This window comes from Comamonas testosteroni, from assembly GCF_014076415.1.
GTDB classification, from domain to species: Bacteria; Pseudomonadota; Gammaproteobacteria; order Burkholderiales; family Burkholderiaceae_C; genus Comamonas; species Comamonas testosteroni_F.
This window is the reverse complement of sequence record NZ_CP043568.1, coordinates 2,441,102-2,465,069: the sequence shown is the minus strand read 5'-3', so window position 1 is coordinate 2,465,069 and position 23,968 is coordinate 2,441,102. Positions and strand designations below refer to the sequence as shown.

The window sequence follows — 23,968 nt, the reverse complement described above, 5'->3', positions numbered from 1 at the left end:
CTCAGGGGGAAGCCGCAAAGCGGCTCAGGGGGAGCTTCTAGAACGCCGGGAAGACCGAGCCCTTGAATTCCTTGTCGATGAACTGGCGCACCTCATCGGAGTGATAGGACTTGATCAGCTGGGCGACCCAGGGCTGGTTCTTGTCGGCATCGCGCACCACCATGATGTTCACATAGGGGTTCTTGGCCGACTCCAGTGCAATCGCATCCTTCTTGGGGTTCAGACCAGCCGAGATCGCGAAGTTGGTGTTGACGGTGGAGGCATCCAGATCGTCCAGCGAACGTGGCAATTGGGCCGCATCCAGCTCGACGAACTTGAGCTTCTTGGGGTTGGACACCACATCCAGGGGCGTCGCCTTCAGGCCAGCACCCTCCTTGAGCTTGATCAGACCCTGGGCCTGCAGCAGCAGCAGCGCGCGGCCGCCATTGGTGGGGTCATTGGGGAGGCCGAACTTGGCGCCGGTGGGGAGTTCGGACAAAGCCTTGATCTTCTTGGAGTAGATGCCGATGGGGAAATTCACCGTATCGGCCACCCAGCTGATCTTGTAGCCACGATCCTTGAGCTGAGCATCCAGATAGGGGCGGTGCTGGTAGCTGTTGGCATCCAGGTCGCCTGCAGCCAGCGCCGCATTGGGCTGGACATAGTCGCCGAACTCGATGACCTTGAGGTTCAAACCATTCTTGGCAGCAACTTTTTTGACCACTTCCATGATCTGCGCGTGGGGGCCGGCGGTCACGCCGATTTTGATGGTCTTGTCCTGGGCCTGGGCGGCAAAACCCAAGGTGGCCGCTGCAGCCACGGCCAATGTGGTGCGCAAAAGCGAGCGCTTGTTCAACATGCAGATTCCTTGTGCGGAAGATTGAGAGTGGCTAAGACTGTAGCGTCAGTTTCATGTGCCGGAGCGCTGTTTCTTAGACAGATTGCTCAGATGCAAACTACAGATTGACAATGCAAGCCGTAACGGCTTGCATGCGGCAACCCAAGCACCCACAAAAAAGCCCGCTCCTTCACGGTGGCGGGCTTGTCTGCATGCGCAGGCTGTCAAAGATCGGACATCGTAGGGGCTGCCAGCACTTGCTGGGCCACCACGTCGAGCACAGCATGGGACTCGTCTTGCCTGTCGATCCAGACCTTGGGCGTGAAACTGCCACGCAAGGCAATCGCATCGCCTTCGGAAAGGCTGCGCAGCACGGCGCAAGGTGCGTTGTCGAAAGCGACGATATTCACGGGAATCGAGGAGCCGTCGCCTGCATTGGCTCGCATGCGGGCCACCATATAGGGGCGGCGGTTTCGGTCTACGCGACTCTCGGGGATGCCGGTCAGTCGGCCGGTAATCAAACCATCCATCATTTGCTGTTATCTACCCAGAAAAAATCATGGCCGCCCTTGAGCAAGAGCGGCCTTTCAAAAAATCTTGAACCTGCATTTTAGGGCGGCGCCTGTTTCCAGGCAGCAACCCTTTTCTTAATTTTTTGTAATGTACGGCACGGCTCAGCGATGGCTCAGACGGCGCACGGCCCAGTCGCCCAGGCTTTGAATGGCTTGCACAAAGAAGATAAGGATGATCACCACGACCAGCATCACGTCGGGCAAGAAGCGCTGGTAGCCGTAGCGAATACCCAGGTCGCCCAGGCCACCACCTCCGATGGCGCCTGCCATGGCCGAGTAGCCGGTCAGGCTGACGAAGCTGATGGTCAGACCTGCGACGATGCCAGGCAGCGCCTCGGGCAGCAGCACCTTCCAGACGATCTGGCCGGTGGTCGCGCCCATGGATTGGGCCGCTTCGATCAGACCGCCATCGACCTCTCGCAAGGCGGTTTCCACCAGCCGGGCCACAAAAGGCGCTGCAGCAATCGTCAACGGCACCACGGCCGCCCAGGTACCGATGGAGGAACCCGTGATCAGACGCGTCAGCGGAATGATGGCCACCAGCAAGATGATGAAGGGGGTGGAGCGCAGCGCATTCACGATCCAGCCCACGACCTTGTTGGCCGGGCCGTTCTGCAAGATGCCGCCATGGTCGGTCAGGCGCAGGAAGACGCCCAGCGGAATACCGATCAGACCGCCAATCAGGCCCGAGACGCCAACCATGATCAGCGTCTCCCAGAAGGAATCCAGCAACAGCTGGAGCATCATTTCCGAAAAATTCTCAAACATCGCTCTCAATCCTTGCTGGACACGATCTGCACTTGCACACCGCTGGCACGCAGGTGCTCCACGGCAGCATCAATCTTGGCTGCCTCGCCGCTGGCATAGACAGCCAGCGAACCAAAGGTCTGCTCCTGAATCTCGTCGATCTGGCCGTGCAGAATCGACAGGTCCAGACCCAGTTCGCGAATCAGGTGGGACAAAATGGGCTGATAGGCGCTCTCGCCCGCATAGGACAGGCGCAGCAGCTGGCCTTGCTGGCCGGGCTGCAACTGTGCGGCCAGCTGGTTCACGCGCGTCATCACCGACTCGGGCAGTTGCTGGGGCACGATTTCGTCGATCAGGCTCTTGGTGATCGTCTTCTGAGGGCGGGTGAAGACATCAATCACAGGCCCCAGTTCGGCAATCTCGCCACCGTCGATCACGGCCACGCGGTCGGCGATCTGCTTGATCACCAGCATCTGGTGGGTGATCAGCACCACGGTCACGCCCAGCTCGCGGTTGACCTTGCGCAGCAGATCCAGAATCGAGCGTGTGGTTTCGGGGTCCAGTGCCGAAGTGGCTTCGTCGCTCAGCAGGACCTTGGGGTTGCTGGCCAGCGCCCGGGCAATGCCCACGCGCTGCTTCTGGCCACCGGAAATCTGGGCCGGATAGCGGTCGGCCAGATGATCGAGGCCCACCAGTTCCAGCAGCGGCGTCACGCGCTGGTATATCTCGTCCTTGGAAATACCGGCCAGCTCCAGCGGCAGGGCCACGTTGTCATACACGGTGCGGGACGACAGCAGATTGAAGTGCTGGAACACCATGCCGATGTCGCGGCGCGCGGCGCGCAGCTCGCCATCGGACAGCTGCATGAGGTCCCGTCCGTTGACGATGACCTTGCCTTCTGTGGGGCGGTTGAGCAGATTCAGGCAACGCACCAGCGAGCTTTTGCCCGCGCCGGAGCGGCCGATGATGCCGAACACCTCGCCCGAAGCGATTTCCAGATTGATGCCACGCAAGGCGTGCACCGGGCCCTTGGGGCCTTGGTATGTCAGGGATAAATCCCGAATTTCTATCATGAAGAATATCGCGAATCACGCATGAATAATGCGCTTGACGCTATAAAAAGTGATTGTTCCCATCCCGGCTGCAGCGCTGCCGGGAAGCGGGCAATGCAGGCCTTCGTTCTGGTAGGTGCGGGCAGATCAGGCCACCCTACTTTTAGTAGTAACCCTCAATAATGCCTGAGTCTAGGCAAACCTGAGAGCAACTGGGACAAGTGAATTCACTTATGGCGCCGCTAGCAAGCCAGCAAACGCAGGCCTTGCCCGGGCCTGTCCCCACTGGCGGCAAGGCCTTGCAGGCCTTAGCATGCTTGCATCTGCCCCTGGTTTTCTCTGCCTCCCTATGCAGCCGCCGCCTCTGCCCATCCGTGTTGAATGCCCACCCGGCGCCTGCGACTGCCGACGTGAGCAGCTGCTTGGCACGCCGGACGCGGATCTGCGCATTCTGCAGCTCACGCGCGAGGAAGAGAAAAAGCTGCTGCAGCGCCTGGAAAGCATCAGCAGCCTGGTCGATCTCGAGCATATGCAGCAGCGCATTCACGCGCTCTTGGGCCTGGAGATACGCATCACCCCCGGCAACAACGAGGTGCGCACCATGCGCGGCATCCAGATCGATCTCGGCGATATGCCCGGTCTATGCCGTAAAACGCGTCAGAGCATCCCCGCCGCGATCCGCAAGGGGCTGGAGCGCAGGCCCGAGATTGCCTGGGCCCTGCTGGATGCGCATGACCTGTTTGGCATGCCCGGCAGCTGAGCCAAACACCGGCAACGCCCGACAGCAAAGCAGACTCTTCGCCAGATGGCCCTGGTCGGCCCGTACTGGAGCGGCCAGATCCCGCAGGTCGACCAGATAGTGCGAGCGCCTACGCGTGATGTCTACCTGAATCTGCGGGTGCTGGTCACCGGCGAAGACGGCCTCAAGGCCGCCCACGCTGTTCAGGACGGCTTTCGCATAGCGCCGGTGCTCCCAACGGCCGAGGACAGTCCGCGTCTCAAGCCCCGAGCCCTGGACTGGAGCCGCTTTGTCGTTCTGGTCCATCTCTCTATGAATTCGTGAACGGAGGCCAATATCTGGTGGACAACCCATCAACCGCTACTTCATTGGCGACCGCACCAAGGGCATGAAGTTCAACGCCGACGGCTGCCTCGACATCTGGTTGCAGCCCACAGACCCGGGCCCTGAAAAGCGTGCCAACTGGCTGCCCACGCCCGAGAAGAACCTGTTCTATCTGATGGCCAGTGCCTACCAGCCCTGGCCAGAGGTGCGGGATGCTTCATGGGTTCTGGACCCCGTGCAACGGATCAACGCCCAATCAATGCAGTGATGGCACACATGAAAAAATATCTCAGATCTCCCGATACGCTTTTGTCACGGCCCTAGCATTGAGCTGTCGTATGCAGCAGCGAACAGCATGTACAGCCGAACCGGCCAGAACGCCATTGCAGATGCCCGAGCCAAGCTCCAAGTCAAGGCCGTGGCTTCACGCACCTGGCTGCTGCGCCTTCCCATCGTCAATGTGGTGGTCTTCGAGACCGATGAAGGCCTGGTTCTGGTCGATAACGGCTATGCACCTGCCGGTCCCGCGCTGGCAGAAACGCTGAAGAAGCTTAGCAACAAGCCGCTGCACACCGTCATCCTCACGCATTTCCATGCCGACCATGCCTTCGGCGCCTGGGCGCTGACGGACCAGAAACCGCGTGTAGCAACCGAGCAGCGCTTCATCACTCAGATGGAGCTGGACATGCGCAGCAACGGTCTGATCGCGCACAACAACCAGCGACCACTCCCACCATAGGCGGCGAAGACTTTGTGCTGCCCCATGCGCGCGGCGAGACCGAAGACCACATCTGGATAGCTGTACCCGGTCGCGGCATTGTGGCCAGTGCCGATTACTTCCAGGACTTTTTGCCCAATGCGGGAAATGGCAAGCGCCGTCGGTGCTACCCCGAGGAGTGGGCTCAAGCTCTGCGCGACATGGCTGCGCTCAAGCCCCGGCTGCTTCTGCCCGCCCATGATCCAGCCATGACCAGGCCCGAGGAAACTCAGGACCGACAGCCCACCCAGGCCCAGTTGCTGGATAGCATCTCCAAGCAAGTGGTGGCTGGCCTGAACAGCGGCGAGCGCCGCGATCTGGTGATTGACAAAATCACACTGCCGCCGGAGCTGGCCCGGCGAAGCGATGCGCGCGAGCTCTATGTCCCGGCCAAGCACATCGACCGAATGGTGGGCAGCGAGCACAGCGGCTGATGGGACGATATTCCATCGCACAGGCGCCCGACGCCCCTGGCCAATAAGGCAAAAGAAATCGTGCAGCTAACAGGCGGCGCCAGGCCGGTGATTCGACGTGCAGTGACGCTGGCAGACAGCAACCCGGAGCTGGCCTCTCATCTGGCCGACTGGACCCGGTATGCAGACAGCGATGACCTCGAGGTGCCTCAAGGCGCACTGAAGGTCTGTTCCACGCGTGTTGCGAAGCCTCTGCACAAGCAGGAAGTGCCGGTCTATGCCGAGCACATGGTGCGCCTGCAGCTCAAGCTCAATAAGCTGGACAGCACACACGCGGCCAGTGCCAGTCAGAGCAGCACTGTGCATCAGTCACTGCAGTAGACCCTGCGGCAGCTGCCCACTCTTGGCAAAGGCATTGATGGGCAGCTGAATATAGGTACGGCCATCGTCCTGTGCAGGCGGCAGCTTGCCGGCACGCACATTGACCTGCACCGAGGGCAGAATCAGCGTGGGCATCTCCAGCGTGGCATCGCGTGCGGTGCGCATCTGCACAAACTCCGTCTCGCTGATGCCATCACTCACATGGATGTTGCAGTCGCGCTGGGCCTGCACCGTGGTCTGCCATTGCGGCTTGCGCCCAGCCGGCGGGTAGTCGTGGCAGACCCAAATGCGGGTCTGCCCAGGTAGTTCCAAGATGCGCCGAATCGAACGATAGAGCGTCGCCGCATCGCCGCCAGGAAAGTCGGCACGTGCCGTGCCCACATCGGGCATGAACAGGGTGTCGCCCACAAACACGGCATCCTCCACTCGATAGGCCATATCGGCCGGAGTATGGCCGGGCACATGCATGGCCAGCAACTCCAACTGGCCCAGCGGCAGACGTTCGCCATCCTGCACCAGATGGTCGAACTGGCTGCCGTCAGGCAAGAAACCGCGCTCGAAGTGATAGATCTTGCGAAACACGGCCTGCACATCGCGAATATGGGCTCCGATCGCCACCTTGCCGCCCAGATGGTGACGAATATGCTGGGCCGCGGAAAGATGATCCGCATGAGCGTGAGTTTCCAGAATCCACTGCAGCTGCCAGCCATTGCTTCGCACATAGTCAATCAGCTTGTCCGCGGAGCAACTGCTCAAGGTGCCGGATTTGGGCTCGAAATCCAGCACCGGGTCAATCACTGCGGCCTGACCACTGCTCGTATCGGCCAGAACATAGCTCACGGTACCGGTAGCTGCATCAAAAAATGGCTCGATATGCATCATATTGGCTGACATGGTGACTCCTGAAACGATGTGCCCGAAACACCGCAGCACAGCAATTAATTTACTTTTTTATATAATATATGAAAATATTTTGAAAGTGAAACAGTGAGCTCATCAACCTTTGACGAAGCACAGGCCACGCTGGATTTGCATGCCATGCGAACCCATGCAGGCAAAGCTGTGGCCATGCTCAAGCTACTCGGCAATGAAGACCGACTGCTGCTGCTGTGCCAGCTCTCCCTACAGGAGCGCACCGTGGGCGAGTTGGAGCGACTGACAGGCGTGTCCCAACCTACCTTGTCCCAGCAATTGGGCATTTTGCGGCGTGAGGGTCTGGTCACCACCCGCCGCGAAGGCAAATTCATCTGGTATCAGTTGGCCGATGCCAGCGCCCTGCAGCTGATGCAAACCCTGTATCAATTGTTCTGCCAACCAGGAGAGACAGCATGAATATCTTATGGAGTGAATTTACGCCCTGGACATCTCTGATCGGCGGCCTGCTGATTGGTCTGTCCGCTGCCCTGCTCATTGCCTTGCTCGGTCGCGTGGCCGGCATCAGCGGCATTGCCGGTGCATTGCTGCAGTTGCCGACCTGGTCCTCTGTCAGACAATGGGGCTGGCGCCTGGCATTCATAGTGGGCATGGTTGCAGCGCCGTTGGTCTGGTCGCTGTTTGCCCCGCTGCCAGCAATGCAGCTGCCTTCCAGCCCGGCCATCATCATTGCCGCCGGGCTGCTGGTGGGCTTCGGCACGCGCATGAGTTCGGGTTGCACCAGCGGCCACGGCGTGTGCGGTCTTTCACGCCTGTCGCCGCGCTCTCTGGTCGCTACGGCGACCTTTATCGCCACGGGCGCGATCACCGTGTTCGTGATGCGCCATGTCATTGCCTGAGTCAGCAAGGAGAACATCATGATCATCAATATTGCAGCCTTGCTCTGCGGCCTGGTGTTTGGCCTCGGTCTGATTCTTTCGGGCATGGGCAACCCCACCAAGGTGCAGAACTTTCTGGATTTTTCCGGTCAATGGGATCCTTCGCTGGGCTTCGTCATGGGCGGAGCCATCGCCGTAGGCCTGATTGCCTTCAGCTGGGCCAAGCGCCGCAAGACCGCTTTGCTGGGCGAGCCCATGCAACTGCCCACCAGCACCGTCATTGATCGCAAGCTGCTGACAGGCTCAGCCCTGTTTGGCATAGGCTGGGGACTGGCAGGTTTTTGCCCCGGCCCGGCGCTGATGAATCTGGCGACCCTCACACCGCAAGTCTGGCTGTTTGTCGCCGCCATGCTGGCTGGCATGTGGGCGCAGCATCTGTGGACGGCAAAAAATAGCTGAGATCTGGCGGCGATCCGCTCGGGAGGCACTCAGCAACCAAGCCCCCTGGACCGTGCAAGCCGCCTGCGCCACTTATCCATGGCTGCAGCGCCCCTAGCGCTTCATGAAACCCGCCCTGCCTCACTCTTTCGGCATCAGTGCCTGTGCAAAATGTCTGGCTGGCGCAGTCAGGTCGGCAAAGCTATTGGCATACAGCTTGAGGCTGCGCTCTGCCCAGGCATCGGTCAACGGCACCGCATGCAGAGCGCGAGCCTCGCCCAGTCTCTGGTACGCGCCTTCGGGCATGACGCCTACGCCCAGCCCGCATTCGATCATTCGGCACATGGCACTCAGGCTGTCGACCTCGATGCGCTGGCGCAGCATACGTCGGCCGGCGCGGGCTTCCTGATTGAGCACCTCCTGAACGATGCTGCTGTCGCGCAAACCGATCTGGGCGTAGTCCAGTGCTTCTTCATAGGCCAGCTCCTGATGCCGGGCCAGAGCGTGGTCATTGGGCATGATCAGTACCATGCGTTCATGCCGGTACGGCATGGACTCTAGGCCCTCGACTTCGTCGCTGGGACTGCAGACCCCCAGATCAGCCATGTGATCGCGCACAGCGCGCGCTACCGAGCGACTGGTTGCCTGACGCAGATCGATGCGGATGTCGGGATGATGCTTCACGAAGACAGCAATATCCTCGGGCAAGAACTGTTCCACTGCGGAGGCATTGGCACTGAGGCGCACCAGCCCGCGTACGCCCCGCGCATATTCGCCAAGGTCGTCACGCAGGTGTTCGACACCCAGAAGAATCGTGCGCGCATGCGCCAGCAGCAACTCTCCGGCAGGGGTCGGGCGCACCCCGCGGGCATGGCGCAGCAGCAAGGGAGTGCGGGCCAGGGATTCCAGTTCGGCAACACGCTTGCTGACCGCCGAGGCGACCATGCCGCCCTGCTCGGCCGCCCGCGCAATACTGCCGTGTTCGCAGATCAGCACGAACAAATCCAGCGATGCAAGATCTATCTGGCGCAGAAAACTGCGCGGCGAAGTGAAGTCGGACATGGGGCGATGACAAACAGGCGCACGGAAGCGCAGCCAGGGATTTCAGCCAGGACGCAGCGGTCAAAACCCAGACCCGCAGCTCAAGCCATCACGTTTTGGAACGGCTCAAGGAATTTTAGCCACTTCTTGCCGCAAGCCTGCCTACTTAACATGCCCACTTTGCCAACACACACGCTCATGCTTCTTTCCGCTTCCGACGCGCCACGCGTTGCCCAGGTCCTGGTCGGCCTCGGCGCTGTACGCATTGCTTCGCATCAACCGTTCATCTACACCTCGGGCTGGGCCAGCCCGGTCTATGTGGATGCCCAGGTCCTGATGTCCGACGTCGCTCTGCGCAGCGAAATCATGGACATCGCGGCCCGCCGCATGCGACCACTGATTGCCGCCAGCGGCATCAATGCCATCGTGGGAACCGAAAGCTCGGGCATTGCCTTTGCGGCATGGCTGGCCGAGCGACTGGCGCTGCCCATGCTCTATCTGCGCAAGCGCCCTGTCGGCTGGGACATCACCGCTCAGCTCGAAGGCCGCCTGCCTGCCGATGCCAAGGTACTGCTGGTCGATGACGTCACCACCGACGGTCGCTCCAAGGCCGGGACGGTTGCCGCCCTGCGCCGCGCCGGTCCCGTTGTCGAGGACGTGCTGGTTCTGCTCGACTATGCGCTCTATGCCCCCCAGGCTGGCACCCTGGCCGATCACGCATTGTCCCTGCATGCTCTGGCGACCTGGAATCAGCTGCATGAAGCGCTGCTGGCGAGCGGACAGCTCAGTGACGAGCAAAAGGCCACGCTGGCGGACTTCTCGGCCTCGCCTGTGGACTGGTCCATCCGACATGGAGGTAGCGGAGCATGATGGCCTGCAACACCATGACGGATACCAGCGCACTGGCGCAAGCCCTGCTCTCTGAAATCCGCGAGGCCACCCGTGACGGCCTGGGCGTCACCCGTGAAAGCTATGGCGAAGGCGAGACTGCTGCGCTGCGCATACTTGAGGAGCGGGCCGAAGATCTGGGCCTGAATCATGAATGGGATCGAGCCGGCAACCTGTGGCTTAGCCTGCCAGAGGAAAACCGGACGGAACCCTACGTCGTGGTTGGCTCGCATGCCGACTCCGTGCCACAGGGCGGCAACTTCGACGGACTGGCAGGCATTGTCGCCGGCATGCTGATGCTGCTTCAGCTGCGCGGTCGCCACGAACAGGCCCCACCGCTGCGCGTGCTGGCCCTGCGCGGCGAGGAAAGCGCATGGTACGGCAAGGCCTATCTGGGTTCTCTGTCCCTGCTGGGCAAGCTGCCAGCCGCCACCTTGAAACGCCCTCACCGAGATGGCGCAGGCATCCTCAGCGAGGCCATGTCGCGCTGCGGCGCCGATGTCGATGCCATTCAGCACGCCGAGCCGCTGCTCGATCTCGCGAATGTCTCAGCCTATCTGGAACTGCATATCGAGCAGGGACCTGTCATGGTCAATCGCGGCTGGCCAGTGGCCCTGGTCACAGGCATCCGCGGCAACGTCCGCCACAACCTGATCCGTTGCATCGGCGAAACCGGCCACTCGGGCGCCGTGCCGCGCTGGCTGCGCAAGGATGCCTTGCTGGCGGTTGCCGAGCTGTTGTCGCGCATGGACGAGCATTGGCGCGTGCTGCTGCAGATGGGTATGGACATGGTAATGACCACGGGCATCTGCTCCACCTCGGCACAATCGCATGCCGTTTCCGTCATTCCCGGCGAAGTGGCATTCAGCTTTGAGGTGCGCAGCCAGGACACGCAGACCCTGGAGCGCTTCTATACCCTGATGCGTGAAGAGTGCCAGGCCATAGAGCGCGCCCGCAGCGTGCGTTTCGAGTTCGACGAGCGCCTGTTCACGGAGCCTGCCACCATGGATGCGGGTTGGCTGAACCGCCTGGAAGCAGCCGCTGCCCAGAACATGAAACTGGAGCGCATGGCAAGCGGTGCCGGCCATGATGCAGCAGTGTTCGCCAATGCAGGCGTGCCATCGGCCATGGTCTTCATTCGCAACGAAAATGGCTCTCACAATCCGCATGAGGCCATGGACATCGGCGACTTCCTGGCAGGAGTCGATCTGCTGACCCGCGCGCTGATTGCCTGAACCCTGCCCGGTCCGGGCGGGCACAGCGATCACGCCACAAGCAAGAGGTGAGCAACTCCGAGCCCAAGGCTCTGGTGTGAAAAGCGAATGACCCGTGTTATGGCATCCTGCCCGGAATGGGGGTCCAGTGCAGCTCTCAGACTCAGTGTTTTAGCCTCTACCTGAGCACCAACGCCTGAGAGAGCAAAGAAAAATGCCATCCGTGGCCTTGACCAACAAAAAGCACGCATCCTGAAGGCGCTCACAGCAAATGGGCGTACTTATAAGGCGCCCGATATCAGCGAACGCCCTAGACACCAAGCTCTGCCTCAGCCTAAGACTGGCACTTCAACATGCCGGTCGTGAAATCAAAGACGCAATAGAGAGCTCAGATCAACAGCAGGCAAGCTCGGCTGTTGCACGGCAATTCGAAAGACACCACATAATTTGCATGGAGCCCTGTTGCGCAGCTTGTTCTTGAGACGCACGCCCCGTGCCTGACTCCGTCTGTAGATATGCAGTCTGCTACTCGTCTCAAGCCCTTGATTATCTTGGCAAACTGGTCAGCCCAAACAGGTCGGCCCCAAGTTACCTATCAGCGCTTGCATTGATGGAAGCTCCCATAATGCAACGATGTACACATGCATGTATAAAGCTCATACCCAATTCAGGCGTAATGTAAGCGGCCTAAATCCCACAAACTCGCCTGACTCACCAGTTGAATGGCAAGTGCTTAACGAGATTTGTGTTTTTCCGCTTTCTCCCTCAAGAAAGCATTCATATGCTGCTGTGGCTCACCGGTCTGGAAAGCCGCACCAAACTCGGCAATGCTGTCATCAACCGCTGCATCCAGTGTCATGCGCTCCCAGCGGCGCAGCAGTTTCTTTTGCTGCCTAAGTACCATCGGGCCGATTTCGGAGAGGCCGGCGGCCACCTCCAGAATGCGCTCATCCAGCTTCTCCTGAGGGACGCATTCGTTGATCAGGCCCCATTCCCGCGCTTGAGCTGCCGGGATGTTCTCTCCCGTCAGCAACAGCCAGGCAGCGCGTGTCGTGCCGATCTGGGACGGCATCATGGCGGCATGAATCACCGATGGGATTCCGACCTTCACCTCAGGCATGCCAACAACGGCGTTTTCAGCAGCGATTCGCAAATCACCAGCCATCGCCAGCTCCAAGCCGCCGCCAAGAGTATGCCCCTCCAGGCGCACGATAACGGGCACCGGGAAGTGCCGCACCGCATTGCAAAGATCGCGCAGGCCGCTGATGAAGGCCCGCCCGGTAGCGGCATTCAAGCTGGCCAGTTCCTTGATATCGGCTCCCGCAACGAAAGCCCGCGAGCCTGAGCCTCTCAGCACAAGACAATGCAGCTCTTTGTTTTCTGCCAGTTCGCTGAGCGTCTGGATCAGGCCCTGAATGACGGGAGTGCTCAATACGTTGAGAACACCAGCGTCAGTGATGGACAGCACTGCGGTGGTCGAGGTGGGATAGGTCACTTGCGAATACATGATTGTCCTGTCAGAGTTTTTTGAAGCCGATGTCCTTGATGAGCTTGGCCCATGCCTTGTTGGACCGTTCTACCGTGTCGCGAAACTGCTGCGGTGACTGGTAATCGACCACCGCGCCTTGCTGTTCTATCGTCTTGACAAGTTCAGGATTCTTTAGCGCGGCCTTGGCAGCAACGCTCAGCTTGTGCAACACCGCAGCATCCAGGCCGGCAGGTGCACCCAGCCCATACCAGGACATATCGTTCATGGGCTTCAACCCAACTTCAGCATAGGTCGGTACGTTGGGCAGATGGGCAAGACGCTTGGGACTGGAGACCGCCAGGGCACGCAGCTGATTGCCTGCGATCAGGGCACCCGATGAGGGCATGTTGTCAAATACAACGTCGATCTGGCCGGCGATCAGATCATTGAGTGCGGGGCCCAGGCCCTTGTAGGGAACATGGGTGATATCGGTCCTGGTGGTATGGCCGAACAAGGCGCCGCTCAGGTGACTCAGCCCGCCATTGCCCGACGAGCCATAGTTCAGCTTGGCGGGCGCCTTTCGAGCTTCATCGATCACATCCTGAGCCGTCCTGTACTGCGACGAGACATTCACCACCATCACACCCGGCACATTGGCAATATTGGTGATAGGCGTGAAGTCCTTCACCGCATCATAGGCAGGCTTGGCATAAACATTGGGATTCACTGCATGAGAACTCTCCACCATCATGACCAGCGTGTAGCCGTCGGCAGACTGCTTGGAGGCGTACTGCGAACCCGTACTACCTCCGGCTCCGGGCTTGTTTTCCACGACGATGGATTGTCCGAGCGCCTCGCCAAGATAGCGAGCCATCACGCGCCCTATGACATCGGTAGCTCCGCCCACGGCGTAGGGGACGACCAGCCGTACGGGGCGATCCGGATAGGAAGTGGCACCTGCAGCACGAGCCATGGACATGGCACCAAGACCCAGGGCCAAGGCGAGCAGAGATTTCAAAGGCTTCATTCACGTCTCCTGTTATGTAGAAGCAAGACCTGATGCTTTGATCAGCATCGGCATCGTTCGTCTGCTGGAAGGCTGACCCGAAATGACTCAAGCAGCAGATGCGGCTGCGGCCGGCCCCAGCGTGGGCGGCGGACAAATCTGCAATCCCGCACTCGGGGGCAGCATGGGATTGCGCACGAGTTGGAGCTTCCCCAGTTCGGGGTGCTCGACGGTCTGAAGCATCTGACGATGAATCACCTGCGGGTGCAGGAAGACCTGCTCCAGACTGTTGATGTTTCCCCAGGAGATGCCATTGATATCGAGAACAAGGCCCAGATCGGCAGTCCTCCAGTTCATCAATACGGCGCGCAACAGCGGCCTGAGTTGCGCCAGATTCGTCAGGCGTCCCGCATTTGTCGCAAATTCGGGCTGCAGATGCCATTCACTCTTCATGAGCTTGCAAAAGGCCGAAAACTGAGTGTCGTTGCCTATTGCCAAAATGATGTGGCCATCGCTGCATTCAAAGACTTCATATGGCGCGAGATTGGGGTGCATATTGCCGATGCGCGCCGGCTTCTCACCGGAAACCAGGAAGTTGGCTCCCTGATTCGCATTCATCGCCACCGCTACATCCAGCAGTGCGATATCAAGGTGCTGACCCTGCCCGGAGCGTCCACGCTGCACCAAGGCCGCAAGCACCGCGCTGGTGGCATACATTCCCGTCATCAGATCCACCACGGCCACGCCGGTGCGCAAGGGGCCTGCCCCCTCTTCACCGTCGGCAATGCCTGTGTAGCTCATCAAGCCACCCATGCCCTGGAAGATGTAGTCATATCCGGGCTTGTGAGCAAACGGTCCTGTCTGTCCAAACCCCGTGACGGACAGGTAGACCAGTCCCGGGTTGATACGCGCCAAGGTGTCGTAGTCAAGACCATAACGAGCCAGCGTTCCGACCTTGTAGTTTTCGACCACCACATCGGCATCCTGGATCTGGCGCACCAGCCAGGCAACTTCCGCCTCTCTGGTAAAGTCCAGCGTGACGGATTGCTTGCCTCGATTACAGGAGAGGAAATAGGCAGCCACCCGCTCACCGCTTTCCGAAGTCAGGAACGGAGGCCCCCAGCTGCGGGTATCGTCCCCTGTTTCAGGCCGCTCGATCTTGAGGACATTCGCGCCAAGATCAGCCAGATTCTGGGTGCACCATGGCCCAGCCAGAATTCTTGACAAGTCCACGACACGGACTCCATCCAGTGCATTCGCAAGCATCACACCTCCAAAATTTTTCTGTATTCTTGGAGCGGGCTTGCCTAGGGTCAATTGGCCATTTTTGCACCCGGAGTTCGCGGAATTTGGATGGTCTTCCAGCCCGACGAAACGCCTGAAATGCGCGCGACCTGTTCACCTCAGGAGACGGGTACGAGAATGCAGCTGGCTCGCGCCATCAGCGCATTGCCATTGCTCAAAGTGCAATCGGCAAAGCACATTCTCCGGCCCCTGCGGGTGATCAGCACCTCGGCCTCGACCCAGTCCCCAAGGCGCGCGCTAGACAGGTAGTCGATGTTCATATGAGCCGTCACTATTGATGCGGAAAGTGCCGTCGCCACGTTATAGCCAATGGCGTTGTCGACCACCGTCGCCACAAAGCCACCATGTGCGATGCCGTGCAGATTGAGATGCTGCTCGAGCACCCTGACTCCTATGATGGTGGAGCCGTCTTCGCGCTGCCTCTTGTACATGGGGCCTTGCGCAAGCACGAAGTTGCTGGGGGACACATGTTCCTCAAATCCCTCTGGGGGTACGAAGACGGAGTTGCTCATGGCTGGGCCAATATGTCGTTCAGCGCTTGTTGTTCGATCCATGGCGCCGCAATCCAGTGCTCGCCATGCCGGGCATGCAGATCCCGAATCTTTGCGAGAACCTGCGTCCATCCCAGGCTCTGCGCATGGAACATCGGCCCGCCCCTCCATGCTGGAAAGCCATAGCCATTGACATACACCACATCCACATCGGAGGCTCGTTGAGCGATTCCTTCGTCGACGATGCGCGCACCTTCGTTCACCAGCGCAAGCACACAGCGTTCGACGATTTCCTCATCGCTGACCCGACGCCTCTCGATGCCGGCCTCCCGTGCGCATTCCGCAATGAGCTCCTCGATCAAGGGATCGGGAACTGGCGTGCGATTGCCGGCTTCGTAGCGGTAGTAGCCGGCACCGGTCTTTTGACCGAAGCGGCCTTGCTCGCAGATCCTGTCAGCCACCCTGGAGTAGCGCAGATGAGACGGCCTCGTGGATGCAAGACGCTTGCGTGTCGCCCAGTTGATGTCCATCCCTGCAAGATCTGCCATGGCAAGAGGGCCCATCGCGAAGCCGAATGCCTGCATGGCGGAATCGATCTGCGGTACCGTGGCCCCCTCTTCAAGCAGAAATCCCGCTTCTCGCCAGTAACCGGTCAGCATGCGGTTTCCCACAAAGCCTTCACAAACGCCCACCAGCACGGGGATCTTGCCGATGGCCACGGCCATCTGCATGCAGCTCGCGATGACTGCGTCGCAGGTGCGCTCTCCACGCACCACTTCCAGCAACTTCATCACATTGGCCGGACTGAAGAAATGCAGGCCGATGACATCTTCGGGTCGCTGGGTCGCAGCAGCGATCTCGTTGATGTTCAACCGCGATGTATTGGTGGCAAGAATCGCACCCTTTTTGCAGATCCGGTCGAGCAGCACGAACACATTGCGCTTGACAGCCATATCTTCGAAAACGGCTTCTATGACCAGATCAACTTCTGCGAACGTCGACAGGTCCAATGTCCGATGAATGTGCTGCATCCTTTCTTTGACCGCTTCGGCACTGAGCCCTCCACGCGATACGGAAATCTGATAGTTGCGCTCGATTAGTGCCATGCCGCGGTCCAGTGCCGCCTGCTCTCGCTCGCACAAGACGACGGGAATGCCTGCATTCGCAAACGCCATGGCAATGCCGCCGCCCATGGTGCCTGCGCCCAGAATACCGACACGACAAATCTTCCTCTCAACCACATTGCAGTCCTTGCCGACAAATTTGGCCGCTTCCTTCTCGGCGAAGAACATGTGACGCAAGGACTTGGAAGGCCCTCCGGCAACCAGTTCTTCAAACAGTTCACGTTCCTTGTCAAGGCCCTGCTCGAAAGGCAAGTTCATGGCGCTTTTCACGCACTGGATGGCGGCGCGCTGCGCAATCGCGTTACGGACCTTGGGGTTGACGCCTGCACGAAGACGCTCGAAGTCTGGCAGCTCACCCTTGGGAGGGGGAACTTTGATGTCAGCCAGCACTGGCAGCACTGAATGATTGTCTGCCATGCCCAGCGCAAACCTCATGCTGGCCTGCTCCAGATCGTCCTCGAAAATTGCATCCACCAGACCGAGCTGCAGAGCCTCCTTGGCTCCGACATGCTTGCCCGAGGTGACCAGCCGCACGGCATCTGCCGCCCCGATCAACCGTGGAAGCCGTTGCGTTCCTCCACCACCGGGGACCAGCCCCAGATTCACCTCAGGCAGCCCCATTCGTGCGGATGAATCCGCGACCCGGTAGTGACAGGCAAGCGCCAGCTCCAGTCCACCGCCCAGCGCCACACCGTGAATGCAGGCTACCACGGGCTTGACGCACCGCTCTATGGATCGGTTGACTTGACGCAACATGGGGCTCGCCGTCGCAGCAGGGCTATTGAACTGGCGTATGTCCGCGCCGCCGCAGAAGACCTTGCCCTGCCCACGCAGCACCACGGCTCTCACGGCTGCGTTGGCCTGTGCACGGGCAATGCCTTGGGCAATGCCGCGTCGAACCGTGTCACCCAGCCCGTTGACGGGTGGATTGTCGATGACGATGAGCGCAACGCCTTGGCGCTCCTCATAGCGCACGGTTTCGGAAAGTGAAACTGCTTGTTTGTAGTCGTTCATGGAGGTCATATTTCAGTGCTGCACGAGCGAATGCATCGCGGATGGGGTCTGGGTCAGGCGCGCGAATTGCTGGACATGGTGCTGCTCGTCACCGAGGGTATGGGATAGCACCAGCAACCTCTTGACAAACTTGCCGAGTGCCAGTTCGTCAGTCATGCCTATGCCGCCATGCAGCTGAATCGCACTCTGACAGATGAACCGGGCCGCTTGGCAGCACACGGCCTTGGCCGCCGAAACCGCAGCCAGAAAGTCTTCAGAGCGCACCATGGCGCTGGCCTTTTGCGACAACGAGCGTGACTTCTCCAGCTGCATGTACATGTCCACCAGACGGTGCTGAATGGCTTGAAAGCTGCCGATCGAGCTGCCGAACTGCTTGCGCTCCCTCACGTATCCGAGCGTGGCCTCCAGTACAGCCGACATGATTCCTACGGACTCGGCACACAAGGCGGCATTGGCTCTGGCACAGATATGCTCGAACAACGGCCAGGCCAAATGGAGCTCTCCAAGCAAGCTGGACTTGGGCAGCTGAACCCTGTCGAACCAGATGTCAGACGCCGGAGACCCGTCGATGTTGAAATAGGAGCGGACACGGATGCCTGGGGTCTGCGGTCTCACCATGAACAGGGACAGACCATCCGTTTGCAGGGCCGATCCCCGCGTTCTGGCAAGCACCAGCCACATATCCGCGTGCTGCGCATGACGAACACCCACCTTGTGGCCGTCCAGCACCCATCCTTGCTCCAAGACTTCGGCCCGGGTGCTGACATTGTGCAGGCTGTAGTCGGTCTGTTCCTCTGCATGGGCCATGGCGATCTGACAATCACCAGCCAGAACCAGAGCCAGCAGCTCACTTGCAAGCTGCTGCGTGCCCGTAGCCGCCAACAGACTAGCCGCCTGTACCACGGTTGCTACATAAGGCTCCAGCACCAAGTGGCGCCCAAAGTGCTCCATGATCACATGCACAGCGATCGGATCGTCCTGGATGCCTCCACGGCTTTCGTCCACGGTGAGAGCGAGGAGGCCAAAGTTGGCGAATTCCCCCCAATGCACCGAAGCGGAACTGAGCTGCCCTGCAGCGCAGCAAGGGATACCGGACTCGGGAATGGGATGTTCCCGCTCCAGATAGCGCTCCAGCGAATCCGCCAGTTGGCGCTGCTCGTCGTTCAGATAGTCTCTCATGGCGCTCACAGTCCCAGAGCCATTTTGGCAATGATGTTTCGCTGCACTTCGTCCGTCCCCCCATAGATCGAGATCTTTCGAAGATTCAGATAGAAGCCCGCGAGCGTTGATACGGAGCTTTCCGGCTCGGACGATGTCAGCTCAAATGCCTGTTGACAGAACTCCAGAGCGAGCGGGCCCGCCGCCTCGAGCTGGCGCTCGGTAATCGCCTGCGCCAGCGTCGTGCCGATGAGCTTGAGTACCGAAGCTTCCACCCCATTGCCTGTCCCGCCCTCGGTCTGACGGAGCAAACGCTGAACAGAGGCTTCAAGCGCGAGCAATTCCAGATCAAGGCGCGCCACGTTATGCACCCAGTCCGCGCGCTGCGCCAGGCAAACGCCATCGACGACCCGCTCCTCCAACAGACGTTTCAGAAATGTCAGCTCACGCTTGCAGCGGCCGACGCGAGCCGCACCAAAGCGCTCATGCGACAGCAGATACTTGGCGCAAGTCCAGCCCCGGTTCAACTCGCCCACCAGGTTAGCTTCGGGAACACGCACTCCGTCAAGAAACACTTCATTGATTTCAGTGTCGCCATCGATGGTTCGGATCGGACGCACGGTGACGCCTGCCGACCTCATATCGATGAGCAAAAAGGAAATCCCGGACTGCGCCTTGGCCTGTGGGTCCGTCCGAACCAGACAGAACATCATGTCTGCATACTGCGCATAGGTCGTCCAGGTCTTCCGACCATGAACGATGAACTCGCCATCCTTCAGCTCTGCACAAGTGCGCAACGAAGCCAGGTCCGAGCCGGATTCCGGCTCCGAATAGCCCTGACACCACCAGTCTTCACCAGACAGTATCCTTGGCAAATAGTGGTCTTTCTGCTGCTGTGTGCCGTACTTCATCAGTACCGGTGCAACCATGCGAAGTCCGAAGGGAACGGTTTCAGGAGCGCCTGCGATTGCACATTCGTCATCAAAGACAAGCCGCTGCGCCAGCGACCAACCCGTCCCGCCATACTCGCTAGGCCAATTGGGTGCAGCCCAGCCCCTGCTGCGCAAGATGGATTGCCAGTGCAGGAAATCCTCCTTCTTGAGACGCTTGTGCTCCAGCACCTTGCGCCGCAGATCGACCGGAAGCTGTTCTGCCAGAAAGGCGCGCACTTCATCACGGAATGCTTCCACCGCGAAGCTGCCGATGGAGTCGATCATGGCAGCGCCCTTTCCAGCTCGAACCGCAGATCGGCCCCCGTGCATGCTTCGAGGGTCTGTTCGTCCATCCCCTCCACTATGTCGATGACAACAAGCCCCTGGGGCCGAACATCAATGACGGCCAGATCGGTGTAGATACGCTTGACGACACGTCGCCCCGTCAAGGGCAAGCTGCATCGGCTCACGATGCGCGGCCTGCCCTCTCGCGTGACATGCTCCATGAGCACGTAAACGGCCTTGGCCCCCACCGCCAGATCCATAGCACCGCCCACTGCGGTCGCCACGTTCTTCTGCCCCAAAGACCAGTTGGCGAGATCACCGTGTTCCGAGACCTCATATCCACCCAGAATGCAGAAGTCCAGATGCCCGCCACGCATCATGGCAAAGGAATCTGCGTGATGGAAAAAGCTGCCACCAGCCCGAATATTCACAGGCAGCTTGGCGGCGTTAGACATGTCTGGATCTGGCGCCTCACCGTCGAGCAGCGCACGCATGCCGAGAATGCCGTTCTCGCTGTGCACCACGATTTCGTCTTCAGGCTTGAAGTGATCGAGTACGGTGACAGGCAGACCAATTCCAAGATTGACGTAGGCACCTGCAGGAATATCCCTGGCCACACGCTGTGCCATCTGCTGGCGTGTCATTCCTTGCTTCATGCGCGTCGCTCCTGTGCAGCGGCGGCATTCACGACCACGCGCTGCACGAAAATTCCGGGAGTGACAATGCTCTCTGGGTTCAGCTCCCCAAGCGTCGCAACCTCTGCTACCTGCACAATCGACACCTTCGCCGCCATGCACATGATCGGACCGAAATTGCGAGCCGCCTTGCGATACAGCAGATTGCCCCAACGGTCGGCCACATGCGCCTGCACCAACGCATAGTCGCCATGCAAAGGTTGCTCGAAAACATAGCCGACGCCATCGATGATCCGCGTCTCCTTGCCCGCAGCCAGCTCTGTTCCGTAGCCCGTGGGGGTCAGGAATCCACCCAATCCAGCGCCTGCAGCGCGCAAGCGCTCGGCCAGCGTGCCCTGGGGGACGCATTCGTACTCGACGCGCCCCTGGGCATAAGCGCTCTCGAAGGCCTCTGATTCGGCACCGCGTGGATAGGAGGCAAGCAGCTTGCGTACTCTGCCGGCGCGGATCAGCCGGGCGAGACCGATATCCCGGCTGCCGCTGTTGTTGCAAACCACGGTGAGTTCACTCGCCCCCTGTTCATAGAGGGCATCCAGCAATGCATTGGGCTGACCCGCCAAGCCAAACCCGCTGACCAGAACGCAGGAGCCGTCTGCGATATCGGCCACTGCCTGCGCTGCCGAATCGAGGATCTTGTCGATCATGTGTCTGCTCCTTCTACCGTGACGAAGCCAGGATGGCCGTTGCCTGACTGGAAAGCACGCCTCCGTTGCCATGCACCAGTGCCACTTCTGCACCCGGCACCTGGCGTGCATCTGCCTGTGCACGCAGCTGCGTCACAGCCTCGATGATGAGGAAAATGCTGTACATGCCCGGATGCACGCACGACAGACCTCCGCCATTGGTGTTCATGGGGAAGGCACCGCCTGGTTCGATCCGTCCGCCCTCAATGAACGCTCCGCCCTCGCCCTTGCTGCAAAAGCCCAGGTCTTCGAGAAACAGAATGGGGTTGATGGTGAAGGCGTCATATAGCTGCACCACATCCACGTCGGCAGGTGCAAGCCCGGCCTGAGCAAACGCCTTGCGACCCGACTCCACTGCAGGTGTCACAGTCAGGTCTTGCATGCACGAGATCTGACGATGCCAGTGGGCATAGCCGCTCCCCAGTACATAGATGGGCTTGCCATGCAGACTCCTGGCTCGCCGGGAGGAGCTGACGACGATAGCGCCCGCACCGTCCGTGACCAGACAACAATCGAGCACGGTCAGCGGGTCCGAGATCATCCTGGAGTTGATCACCTCATCGACCGTCAAGGTTTTCCTGGAAAATGCGTCCGGATTGAGTTGCGCCCATTTGCGCGCAGCCACAGCCACTTCGGCCAGTTGCTGGCGTGTCGTGCCGTACTCATGCATATGGCGAGCCGCCGCCAGCGAATAACTGGACACCGGATTGAAGGCCTTGTAGGGATGTTCGTAGGGCTGCGGGTCCAGCTCGGCGCGCATCTGATTGACGCGAGAGCTGCTGGGCGCGCTGCGGGGCGTGCTTCCATAGCAGATCAGCACGTTCTCGCACTCCCCCGCATCGATCGCCATCTGTGCGATCTTCAGGTCTGCGATGAAGGCCGATCCACCAAACATGGTGCTGTCGGAAAACCGAGGACGAATGCCCAGGTACTCCGCCATGCGCATCACCCACCAGGGCGAGGTGAGACTGGAAGTAATGATGCCGTCGATATCGGATTTGCGCAGGCCGCTGCGCTCGATCGCCATGCAGGATGCCTGTGCGATGATTTCCTGCTCCGTGGCACCACCCGCATGCCCCATGCCGGCCAGGCCGGTACCGAGGATGGCGATGGAGCCTCTTGAAGATGCTGTATTCATTCCTGTCCTCCCGGTGCCGCGACGAATACGAGCAAAGGGCTTTCTTCCACCATGTCGATGCGGGCCCGAACAGGCATACCGATACGCACCTCATCGACCGGGATGTCGACCACACGACTCATGAGCCTCGGACCTTCCTCAAGAGTCACCAGCACCACTGTGTAATCCGCTCCTTCGCGCGCGCGGACAATCGTCACCGAATACACGACTGCCCTTCCCGAAGCCGTCACCCAGTCAATCGCCTGCGAGCCGCAGTGGGGACAGCAAACACGAGGAAAGAAGTGGAACCGTCCGCAGTCGCGACATTGAGGAATCTCGAAGCGGCCATCGGCCAAGGCATCGAAATACCGCTTGTCACAGGCAGCCGCCGTAGCAGACTGACGCTCTCCCATCCTGTTTGCATCGAGCTCAGTCATCGGACTTCACACCGGTTTCCTGCACCACACGCATCCACTTGTTCACCTCGGCTTCGACGAACTTGCGGGTTCGGGCGACATCCATCACACCCAGAGGCTCGCTGTACTGCAAACGCAGACGCTCGACCATTTCAGGAGAGTTCATGATGGTGCTGATCTCCTTGTTCAGCATCGTCACGACGGACGCGGGCGTTCCGGCCGGGGCATACAAGCCCAGCCATGTGTACACGTCAAAGCCTTTGAACCCACTCTCCTGCATCGTCGGCAATTCAGGGAACAGCTTGCTGCGTTCGGACGCCATATTGGCAATGGGGCGCAGACGCCCGGATGTGATGAACGCCGAGACGCTCATCGAGTCCTGGACGGCCATGGGAATCTGCCCCGCGACGGCATCATTGGTCGCAGGCGCAGCCCCTTTGTAGGGGACATGCACGAATGGATATCCAGTGACCTTGCCCAGCCACTCTCCACCCAGATGTGTGGAACCTGCCGCGCCTGCCGTTCCATAGGGAATCGAGCTCTGCGTCTTGGCCCAGTTCAGAAACTCGGGAAGTGTCTTGGCCGGAACCCTCGGGTTCACCACGATCAGATTTGGCGACCTGGCCAGAACGGCTACCGGCTCCAGACTCTTGAGAGGGTCATAACCGACCTTTTTCATGGCTGGAGCAATCACGTAGCCCGTAGCGCCCACCAGCAAGGTGTAGCCGTCTGCCGCCTGCTTTGCGACATACTCGGTCCCCACTTGACCAGCCACGCCAGCACGGTTCTCGATCACAAAAGGCTGTTTGAGGTTCTCCGACAATTCTTTGGCCAACGCACGGCTGACGATATCTGTCATGCCACCCGGAGGAAATGCAACGACGATCGTGACAGGCTTGCTCGGATAGACACGAGCTTGCGCCAATGCAGTACCTGTCGAAGCGGATACAGCCCCCCATCCCAACACCAAGGCACAAGCAATTGGGCAGGCTTTGCCCAGAGGTGAAATCGCCATCCGTGTCTCCTTCCAATCTGTAGTTAGTAACGCTTTTTCAGCGCCGATTCAGTGTATGAATCGCTACCTGACAGCTCAATCAGAAAGATTCGAACGCTCTGTTTGAGAATTTGATAGGAGACTTG

General features: G+C 59.8%; 29 protein-coding genes. 11 read left to right on the top strand and 18 right to left on the bottom strand.

From position 1 onward, the window contains the following. Window positions 1–37: 37 nt before the first annotated feature. The 4 genes from F0P97_RS11250 to F0P97_RS11235 all read right to left on the bottom strand — a co-directional run bounded on the left by F0P97_RS11250 (window position 38) and on the right by F0P97_RS11235 (window position 3,209). Complete coding sequence (locus F0P97_RS11250; protein WP_182286771.1) at window positions 38–838, bottom strand: MetQ/NlpA family ABC transporter substrate-binding protein; 801 nt, start codon at window positions 836–838, stop codon at window positions 38–40. 203 nt (window positions 839–1,041) lie between these two features. Beyond that, entirely contained in the window at window positions 1,042–1,350 is a 309-nt protein-coding gene (locus tag F0P97_RS11245) for a single-stranded DNA-binding protein (protein WP_012838140.1), read from the bottom strand. 141 nt (window positions 1,351–1,491) lie between these two features. Further along, window positions 1,492–2,157: a methionine ABC transporter permease gene (locus F0P97_RS11240; RefSeq protein ID WP_003070061.1), complete on the bottom strand. Its 666-nt coding sequence runs from the start codon at window positions 2,155–2,157 to the stop codon at window positions 1,492–1,494. A gap of 5 nt (window positions 2,158–2,162) precedes the next feature. Next, the gene (locus tag F0P97_RS11235; RefSeq protein ID WP_046462032.1) at window positions 2,163–3,209 is read right to left on the bottom strand and encodes a methionine ABC transporter ATP-binding protein; all 1,047 of its coding nucleotides are present in this window, start codon (window positions 3,207–3,209) and stop codon (window positions 2,163–2,165) included. 328 nt (window positions 3,210–3,537) lie between these two features. Between F0P97_RS11235 and F0P97_RS11230 the strand changes: the two genes are divergently transcribed. From F0P97_RS11230 to F0P97_RS27500, 6 genes are all read left to right on the top strand, one after another. Continuing rightward, window positions 3,538–3,948 carry a hypothetical protein gene (locus tag F0P97_RS11230; protein WP_182287179.1) on the top strand — a complete coding sequence of 137 codons (411 nt, stop codon included), beginning with the start codon at window positions 3,538–3,540 and terminating at the stop codon, window positions 3,946–3,948. Window positions 3,949–3,993: 45 nt separating this feature from the next. Further along, on the top strand, window positions 3,994–4,251 hold the full coding sequence (locus F0P97_RS27520; RefSeq protein ID WP_232538206.1) for a DUF1254 domain-containing protein: 258 nt from the start codon (window positions 3,994–3,996) through the stop codon (window positions 4,249–4,251). A 64-nt stretch (window positions 4,252–4,315) separates the two neighbouring features. Further along, window positions 4,316–4,519 (top strand): DUF1214 domain-containing protein, encoded by a 204-nt coding sequence (locus F0P97_RS27515; protein ID WP_232538205.1) that lies wholly within the window; start codon window positions 4,316–4,318, stop codon window positions 4,517–4,519. An 87-nt stretch (window positions 4,520–4,606) separates the two neighbouring features. Continuing rightward, window positions 4,607–4,990 carry an MBL fold metallo-hydrolase gene (locus F0P97_RS27510; RefSeq protein WP_232538204.1) on the top strand — a complete coding sequence of 128 codons (384 nt, stop codon included), beginning with the start codon at window positions 4,607–4,609 and terminating at the stop codon, window positions 4,988–4,990. Window positions 4,991–5,004: 14 nt separating this feature from the next. After that, window positions 5,005–5,442 carry a hypothetical protein gene (locus tag F0P97_RS27505; RefSeq protein WP_232538203.1) on the top strand — a complete coding sequence of 146 codons (438 nt, stop codon included), beginning with the start codon at window positions 5,005–5,007 and terminating at the stop codon, window positions 5,440–5,442. A gap of 60 nt (window positions 5,443–5,502) precedes the next feature. Further along, window positions 5,503–5,802, top strand: coding sequence for a hypothetical protein (locus F0P97_RS27500; RefSeq protein WP_232538202.1), 300 nt, complete (start codon window positions 5,503–5,505; stop codon window positions 5,800–5,802). Here F0P97_RS27500 and F0P97_RS11215 read toward each other — a convergent pair. Then, entirely contained in the window at window positions 5,791–6,696 is a 906-nt protein-coding gene (locus F0P97_RS11215; protein ID WP_182286770.1) for an MBL fold metallo-hydrolase, read from the bottom strand. The two genes, F0P97_RS27500 and F0P97_RS11215, sit on opposite strands and share 12 nt — an antisense overlap. A 93-nt stretch (window positions 6,697–6,789) precedes the next feature. On the opposite strand from F0P97_RS11215, the gene F0P97_RS11210 reads away from it, so the two are divergent. Genes F0P97_RS11210 through F0P97_RS11200 form a run of 3 tightly spaced genes read left to right on the top strand, consistent with a single transcriptional unit; the run spans window position 6,790 to window position 8,012 of the window. Beyond that, window positions 6,790–7,134, top strand: a complete 345-nt coding sequence (locus F0P97_RS11210; protein WP_182286769.1) for an ArsR/SmtB family transcription factor — start codon at window positions 6,790–6,792, stop codon at window positions 7,132–7,134. Beyond that, window positions 7,131–7,574, top strand: a complete 444-nt coding sequence (locus F0P97_RS11205; RefSeq protein ID WP_182286768.1) for a YeeE/YedE family protein — start codon at window positions 7,131–7,133, stop codon at window positions 7,572–7,574. The genes F0P97_RS11210 and F0P97_RS11205 overlap by 4 nt, the downstream gene beginning before the upstream one ends. Before the next feature lie 18 nt (window positions 7,575–7,592). Next, window positions 7,593–8,012, top strand: coding sequence for a YeeE/YedE family protein (locus tag F0P97_RS11200; RefSeq protein WP_182286767.1), 420 nt, complete (start codon window positions 7,593–7,595; stop codon window positions 8,010–8,012). Window positions 8,013–8,132: 120 nt separating this feature from the next. Here the strand turns inward: F0P97_RS11200 and F0P97_RS11195 are convergent, their stop codons facing one another. After that, window positions 8,133–9,053, bottom strand: a complete 921-nt coding sequence (locus tag F0P97_RS11195; RefSeq protein ID WP_182286766.1) for a LysR family transcriptional regulator — start codon at window positions 9,051–9,053, stop codon at window positions 8,133–8,135. Window positions 9,054–9,230: 177 nt separating this feature from the next. Here F0P97_RS11195 and F0P97_RS11190 point away from each other — a divergent pair, with 177 nt between their 5' ends. Then, a complete protein-coding gene (locus F0P97_RS11190) occupies window positions 9,231–9,902 on the top strand; it encodes an orotate phosphoribosyltransferase (protein ID WP_182286765.1) in 672 nt (223 codons plus the stop codon). Then, complete coding sequence (locus tag F0P97_RS11185) at window positions 9,899–11,155, top strand: hydantoinase/carbamoylase family amidase (protein WP_182286764.1); 1,257 nt, start codon at window positions 9,899–9,901, stop codon at window positions 11,153–11,155. Before F0P97_RS11190 ends, F0P97_RS11185 begins: the two co-directional genes overlap by 4 nt. A gap of 712 nt (window positions 11,156–11,867) precedes the next feature. On the opposite strand, the gene F0P97_RS11180 is transcribed toward F0P97_RS11185, so the two are convergent. From F0P97_RS11180 to F0P97_RS11125, 12 genes are all read right to left on the bottom strand, one after another. After that, window positions 11,868–12,641, bottom strand: coding sequence for an enoyl-CoA hydratase (locus tag F0P97_RS11180; RefSeq protein ID WP_182286763.1), 774 nt, complete (start codon window positions 12,639–12,641; stop codon window positions 11,868–11,870). A gap of 10 nt (window positions 12,642–12,651) precedes the next feature. After that, on the bottom strand, window positions 12,652–13,629 hold the full coding sequence (locus F0P97_RS11175) for a Bug family tripartite tricarboxylate transporter substrate binding protein (RefSeq protein ID WP_182286762.1): 978 nt from the start codon (window positions 13,627–13,629) through the stop codon (window positions 12,652–12,654). A gap of 87 nt (window positions 13,630–13,716) precedes the next feature. Beyond that, complete coding sequence (locus tag F0P97_RS11170; RefSeq protein ID WP_182286761.1) at window positions 13,717–14,874, bottom strand: CaiB/BaiF CoA transferase family protein; 1,158 nt, start codon at window positions 14,872–14,874, stop codon at window positions 13,717–13,719. A gap of 137 nt (window positions 14,875–15,011) precedes the next feature. Further along, the gene (locus F0P97_RS11165; RefSeq protein ID WP_182286760.1) at window positions 15,012–15,425 is read right to left on the bottom strand and encodes a PaaI family thioesterase; all 414 of its coding nucleotides are present in this window, start codon (window positions 15,423–15,425) and stop codon (window positions 15,012–15,014) included. Further along, window positions 15,422–17,542 carry a 3-hydroxyacyl-CoA dehydrogenase NAD-binding domain-containing protein gene (locus tag F0P97_RS11160; protein ID WP_182287178.1) on the bottom strand — a complete coding sequence of 707 codons (2,121 nt, stop codon included), beginning with the start codon at window positions 17,540–17,542 and terminating at the stop codon, window positions 15,422–15,424. The genes F0P97_RS11165 and F0P97_RS11160 overlap by 4 nt, the downstream gene beginning before the upstream one ends. A gap of 12 nt (window positions 17,543–17,554) precedes the next feature. After that, on the bottom strand, window positions 17,555–18,721 hold the full coding sequence (locus F0P97_RS11155; protein WP_182286759.1) for an acyl-CoA dehydrogenase family protein: 1,167 nt from the start codon (window positions 18,719–18,721) through the stop codon (window positions 17,555–17,557). Window positions 18,722–18,726: 5 nt separating this feature from the next. Beyond that, window positions 18,727–19,914, bottom strand: coding sequence for an acyl-CoA dehydrogenase family protein (locus tag F0P97_RS11150; protein WP_182287177.1), 1,188 nt, complete (start codon window positions 19,912–19,914; stop codon window positions 18,727–18,729). After that, complete coding sequence (locus F0P97_RS11145; protein ID WP_182286758.1) at window positions 19,914–20,573, bottom strand: 3-oxoacid CoA-transferase subunit B; 660 nt, start codon at window positions 20,571–20,573, stop codon at window positions 19,914–19,916. The genes F0P97_RS11150 and F0P97_RS11145 overlap by 1 nt, the downstream gene beginning before the upstream one ends. Continuing rightward, window positions 20,570–21,256, bottom strand: coding sequence for a 3-oxoacid CoA-transferase subunit A (locus F0P97_RS11140; protein WP_182286757.1), 687 nt, complete (start codon window positions 21,254–21,256; stop codon window positions 20,570–20,572). Before F0P97_RS11140 ends, F0P97_RS11145 begins: the two co-directional genes overlap by 4 nt. A gap of 13 nt (window positions 21,257–21,269) precedes the next feature. Further along, window positions 21,270–22,433 (bottom strand): thiolase, encoded by a 1,164-nt coding sequence (locus F0P97_RS11135; protein ID WP_182286756.1) that lies wholly within the window; start codon window positions 22,431–22,433, stop codon window positions 21,270–21,272. Next, entirely contained in the window at window positions 22,430–22,849 is a 420-nt protein-coding gene (locus F0P97_RS11130; protein WP_182286755.1) for a Zn-ribbon domain-containing OB-fold protein, read from the bottom strand. The genes F0P97_RS11135 and F0P97_RS11130 overlap by 4 nt, the downstream gene beginning before the upstream one ends. Further along, window positions 22,842–23,843: a tripartite tricarboxylate transporter substrate binding protein gene (locus F0P97_RS11125; RefSeq protein ID WP_182286754.1), complete on the bottom strand. Its 1,002-nt coding sequence runs from the start codon at window positions 23,841–23,843 to the stop codon at window positions 22,842–22,844. Before F0P97_RS11125 ends, F0P97_RS11130 begins: the two co-directional genes overlap by 8 nt. Between the last annotated feature and the right edge of the window lie 125 nt (window positions 23,844–23,968).

Bases quoted from the DNA above. Each gene is read 5' to 3' on its own strand.
- F0P97_RS11250 (WP_182286771.1), bottom strand. From the start codon at position 838: ATGTTGAACAAGCGCTCGCTTTTGCGCACCACATTGGCCGTGGCTGCA.
- F0P97_RS11245 (WP_012838140.1), bottom strand. From the start codon at position 1,350: ATGATGGATGGTTTGATTACCGGCCGACTGACCGGCATCCCCGAGAGT.
- F0P97_RS11240 (WP_003070061.1), bottom strand. From the start codon at position 2,157: ATGTTTGAGAATTTTTCGGAAATGATGCTCCAGCTGTTGCTGGATTCC.
- F0P97_RS11235 (WP_046462032.1), bottom strand. From the start codon at position 3,209: ATGATAGAAATTCGGGATTTATCCCTGACATACCAAGGCCCCAAGGGC.
- F0P97_RS11230 (WP_182287179.1), top strand. From the start codon at position 3,538: ATGCAGCCGCCGCCTCTGCCCATCCGTGTTGAATGCCCACCCGGCGCC.
- F0P97_RS27520 (WP_232538206.1), top strand. From the start codon at position 3,994: ATGGCCCTGGTCGGCCCGTACTGGAGCGGCCAGATCCCGCAGGTCGAC.
- F0P97_RS27515 (WP_232538205.1), top strand. From the start codon at position 4,316: ATGAAGTTCAACGCCGACGGCTGCCTCGACATCTGGTTGCAGCCCACA.
- F0P97_RS27510 (WP_232538204.1), top strand. From the start codon at position 4,607: ATGTACAGCCGAACCGGCCAGAACGCCATTGCAGATGCCCGAGCCAAG.
- F0P97_RS11215 (WP_182286770.1), bottom strand. From the start codon at position 6,696: ATGTCAGCCAATATGATGCATATCGAGCCATTTTTTGATGCAGCTACC.
- F0P97_RS11205 (WP_182286768.1), top strand. From the start codon at position 7,131: ATGAATATCTTATGGAGTGAATTTACGCCCTGGACATCTCTGATCGGC.
- F0P97_RS11200 (WP_182286767.1), top strand. From the start codon at position 7,593: ATGATCATCAATATTGCAGCCTTGCTCTGCGGCCTGGTGTTTGGCCTC.
- F0P97_RS11195 (WP_182286766.1), bottom strand. From the start codon at position 9,053: ATGTCCGACTTCACTTCGCCGCGCAGTTTTCTGCGCCAGATAGATCTT.
- F0P97_RS11190 (WP_182286765.1), top strand. From the start codon at position 9,231: ATGCTTCTTTCCGCTTCCGACGCGCCACGCGTTGCCCAGGTCCTGGTC.
- F0P97_RS11185 (WP_182286764.1), top strand. From the start codon at position 9,899: ATGATGGCCTGCAACACCATGACGGATACCAGCGCACTGGCGCAAGCC.
- F0P97_RS11180 (WP_182286763.1), bottom strand. From the start codon at position 12,641: ATGTATTCGCAAGTGACCTATCCCACCTCGACCACCGCAGTGCTGTCC.
- F0P97_RS11175 (WP_182286762.1), bottom strand. From the start codon at position 13,629: ATGAAGCCTTTGAAATCTCTGCTCGCCTTGGCCCTGGGTCTTGGTGCC.
- F0P97_RS11170 (WP_182286761.1), bottom strand. From the start codon at position 14,874: ATGCTTGCGAATGCACTGGATGGAGTCCGTGTCGTGGACTTGTCAAGA.
- F0P97_RS11165 (WP_182286760.1), bottom strand. From the start codon at position 15,425: ATGAGCAACTCCGTCTTCGTACCCCCAGAGGGATTTGAGGAACATGTG.
- F0P97_RS11160 (WP_182287178.1), bottom strand. From the start codon at position 17,542: ATGAACGACTACAAACAAGCAGTTTCACTTTCCGAAACCGTGCGCTAT.
- F0P97_RS11155 (WP_182286759.1), bottom strand. From the start codon at position 18,721: ATGAGAGACTATCTGAACGACGAGCAGCGCCAACTGGCGGATTCGCTG.
- F0P97_RS11145 (WP_182286758.1), bottom strand. From the start codon at position 20,573: ATGAAGCAAGGAATGACACGCCAGCAGATGGCACAGCGTGTGGCCAGG.
- F0P97_RS11140 (WP_182286757.1), bottom strand. From the start codon at position 21,256: ATGATCGACAAGATCCTCGATTCGGCAGCGCAGGCAGTGGCCGATATC.
- F0P97_RS11135 (WP_182286756.1), bottom strand. From the start codon at position 22,433: ATGAATACAGCATCTTCAAGAGGCTCCATCGCCATCCTCGGTACCGGC.
- F0P97_RS11130 (WP_182286755.1), bottom strand. From the start codon at position 22,849: ATGACTGAGCTCGATGCAAACAGGATGGGAGAGCGTCAGTCTGCTACG.
- F0P97_RS11125 (WP_182286754.1), bottom strand. From the start codon at position 23,843: ATGGCGATTTCACCTCTGGGCAAAGCCTGCCCAATTGCTTGTGCCTTG.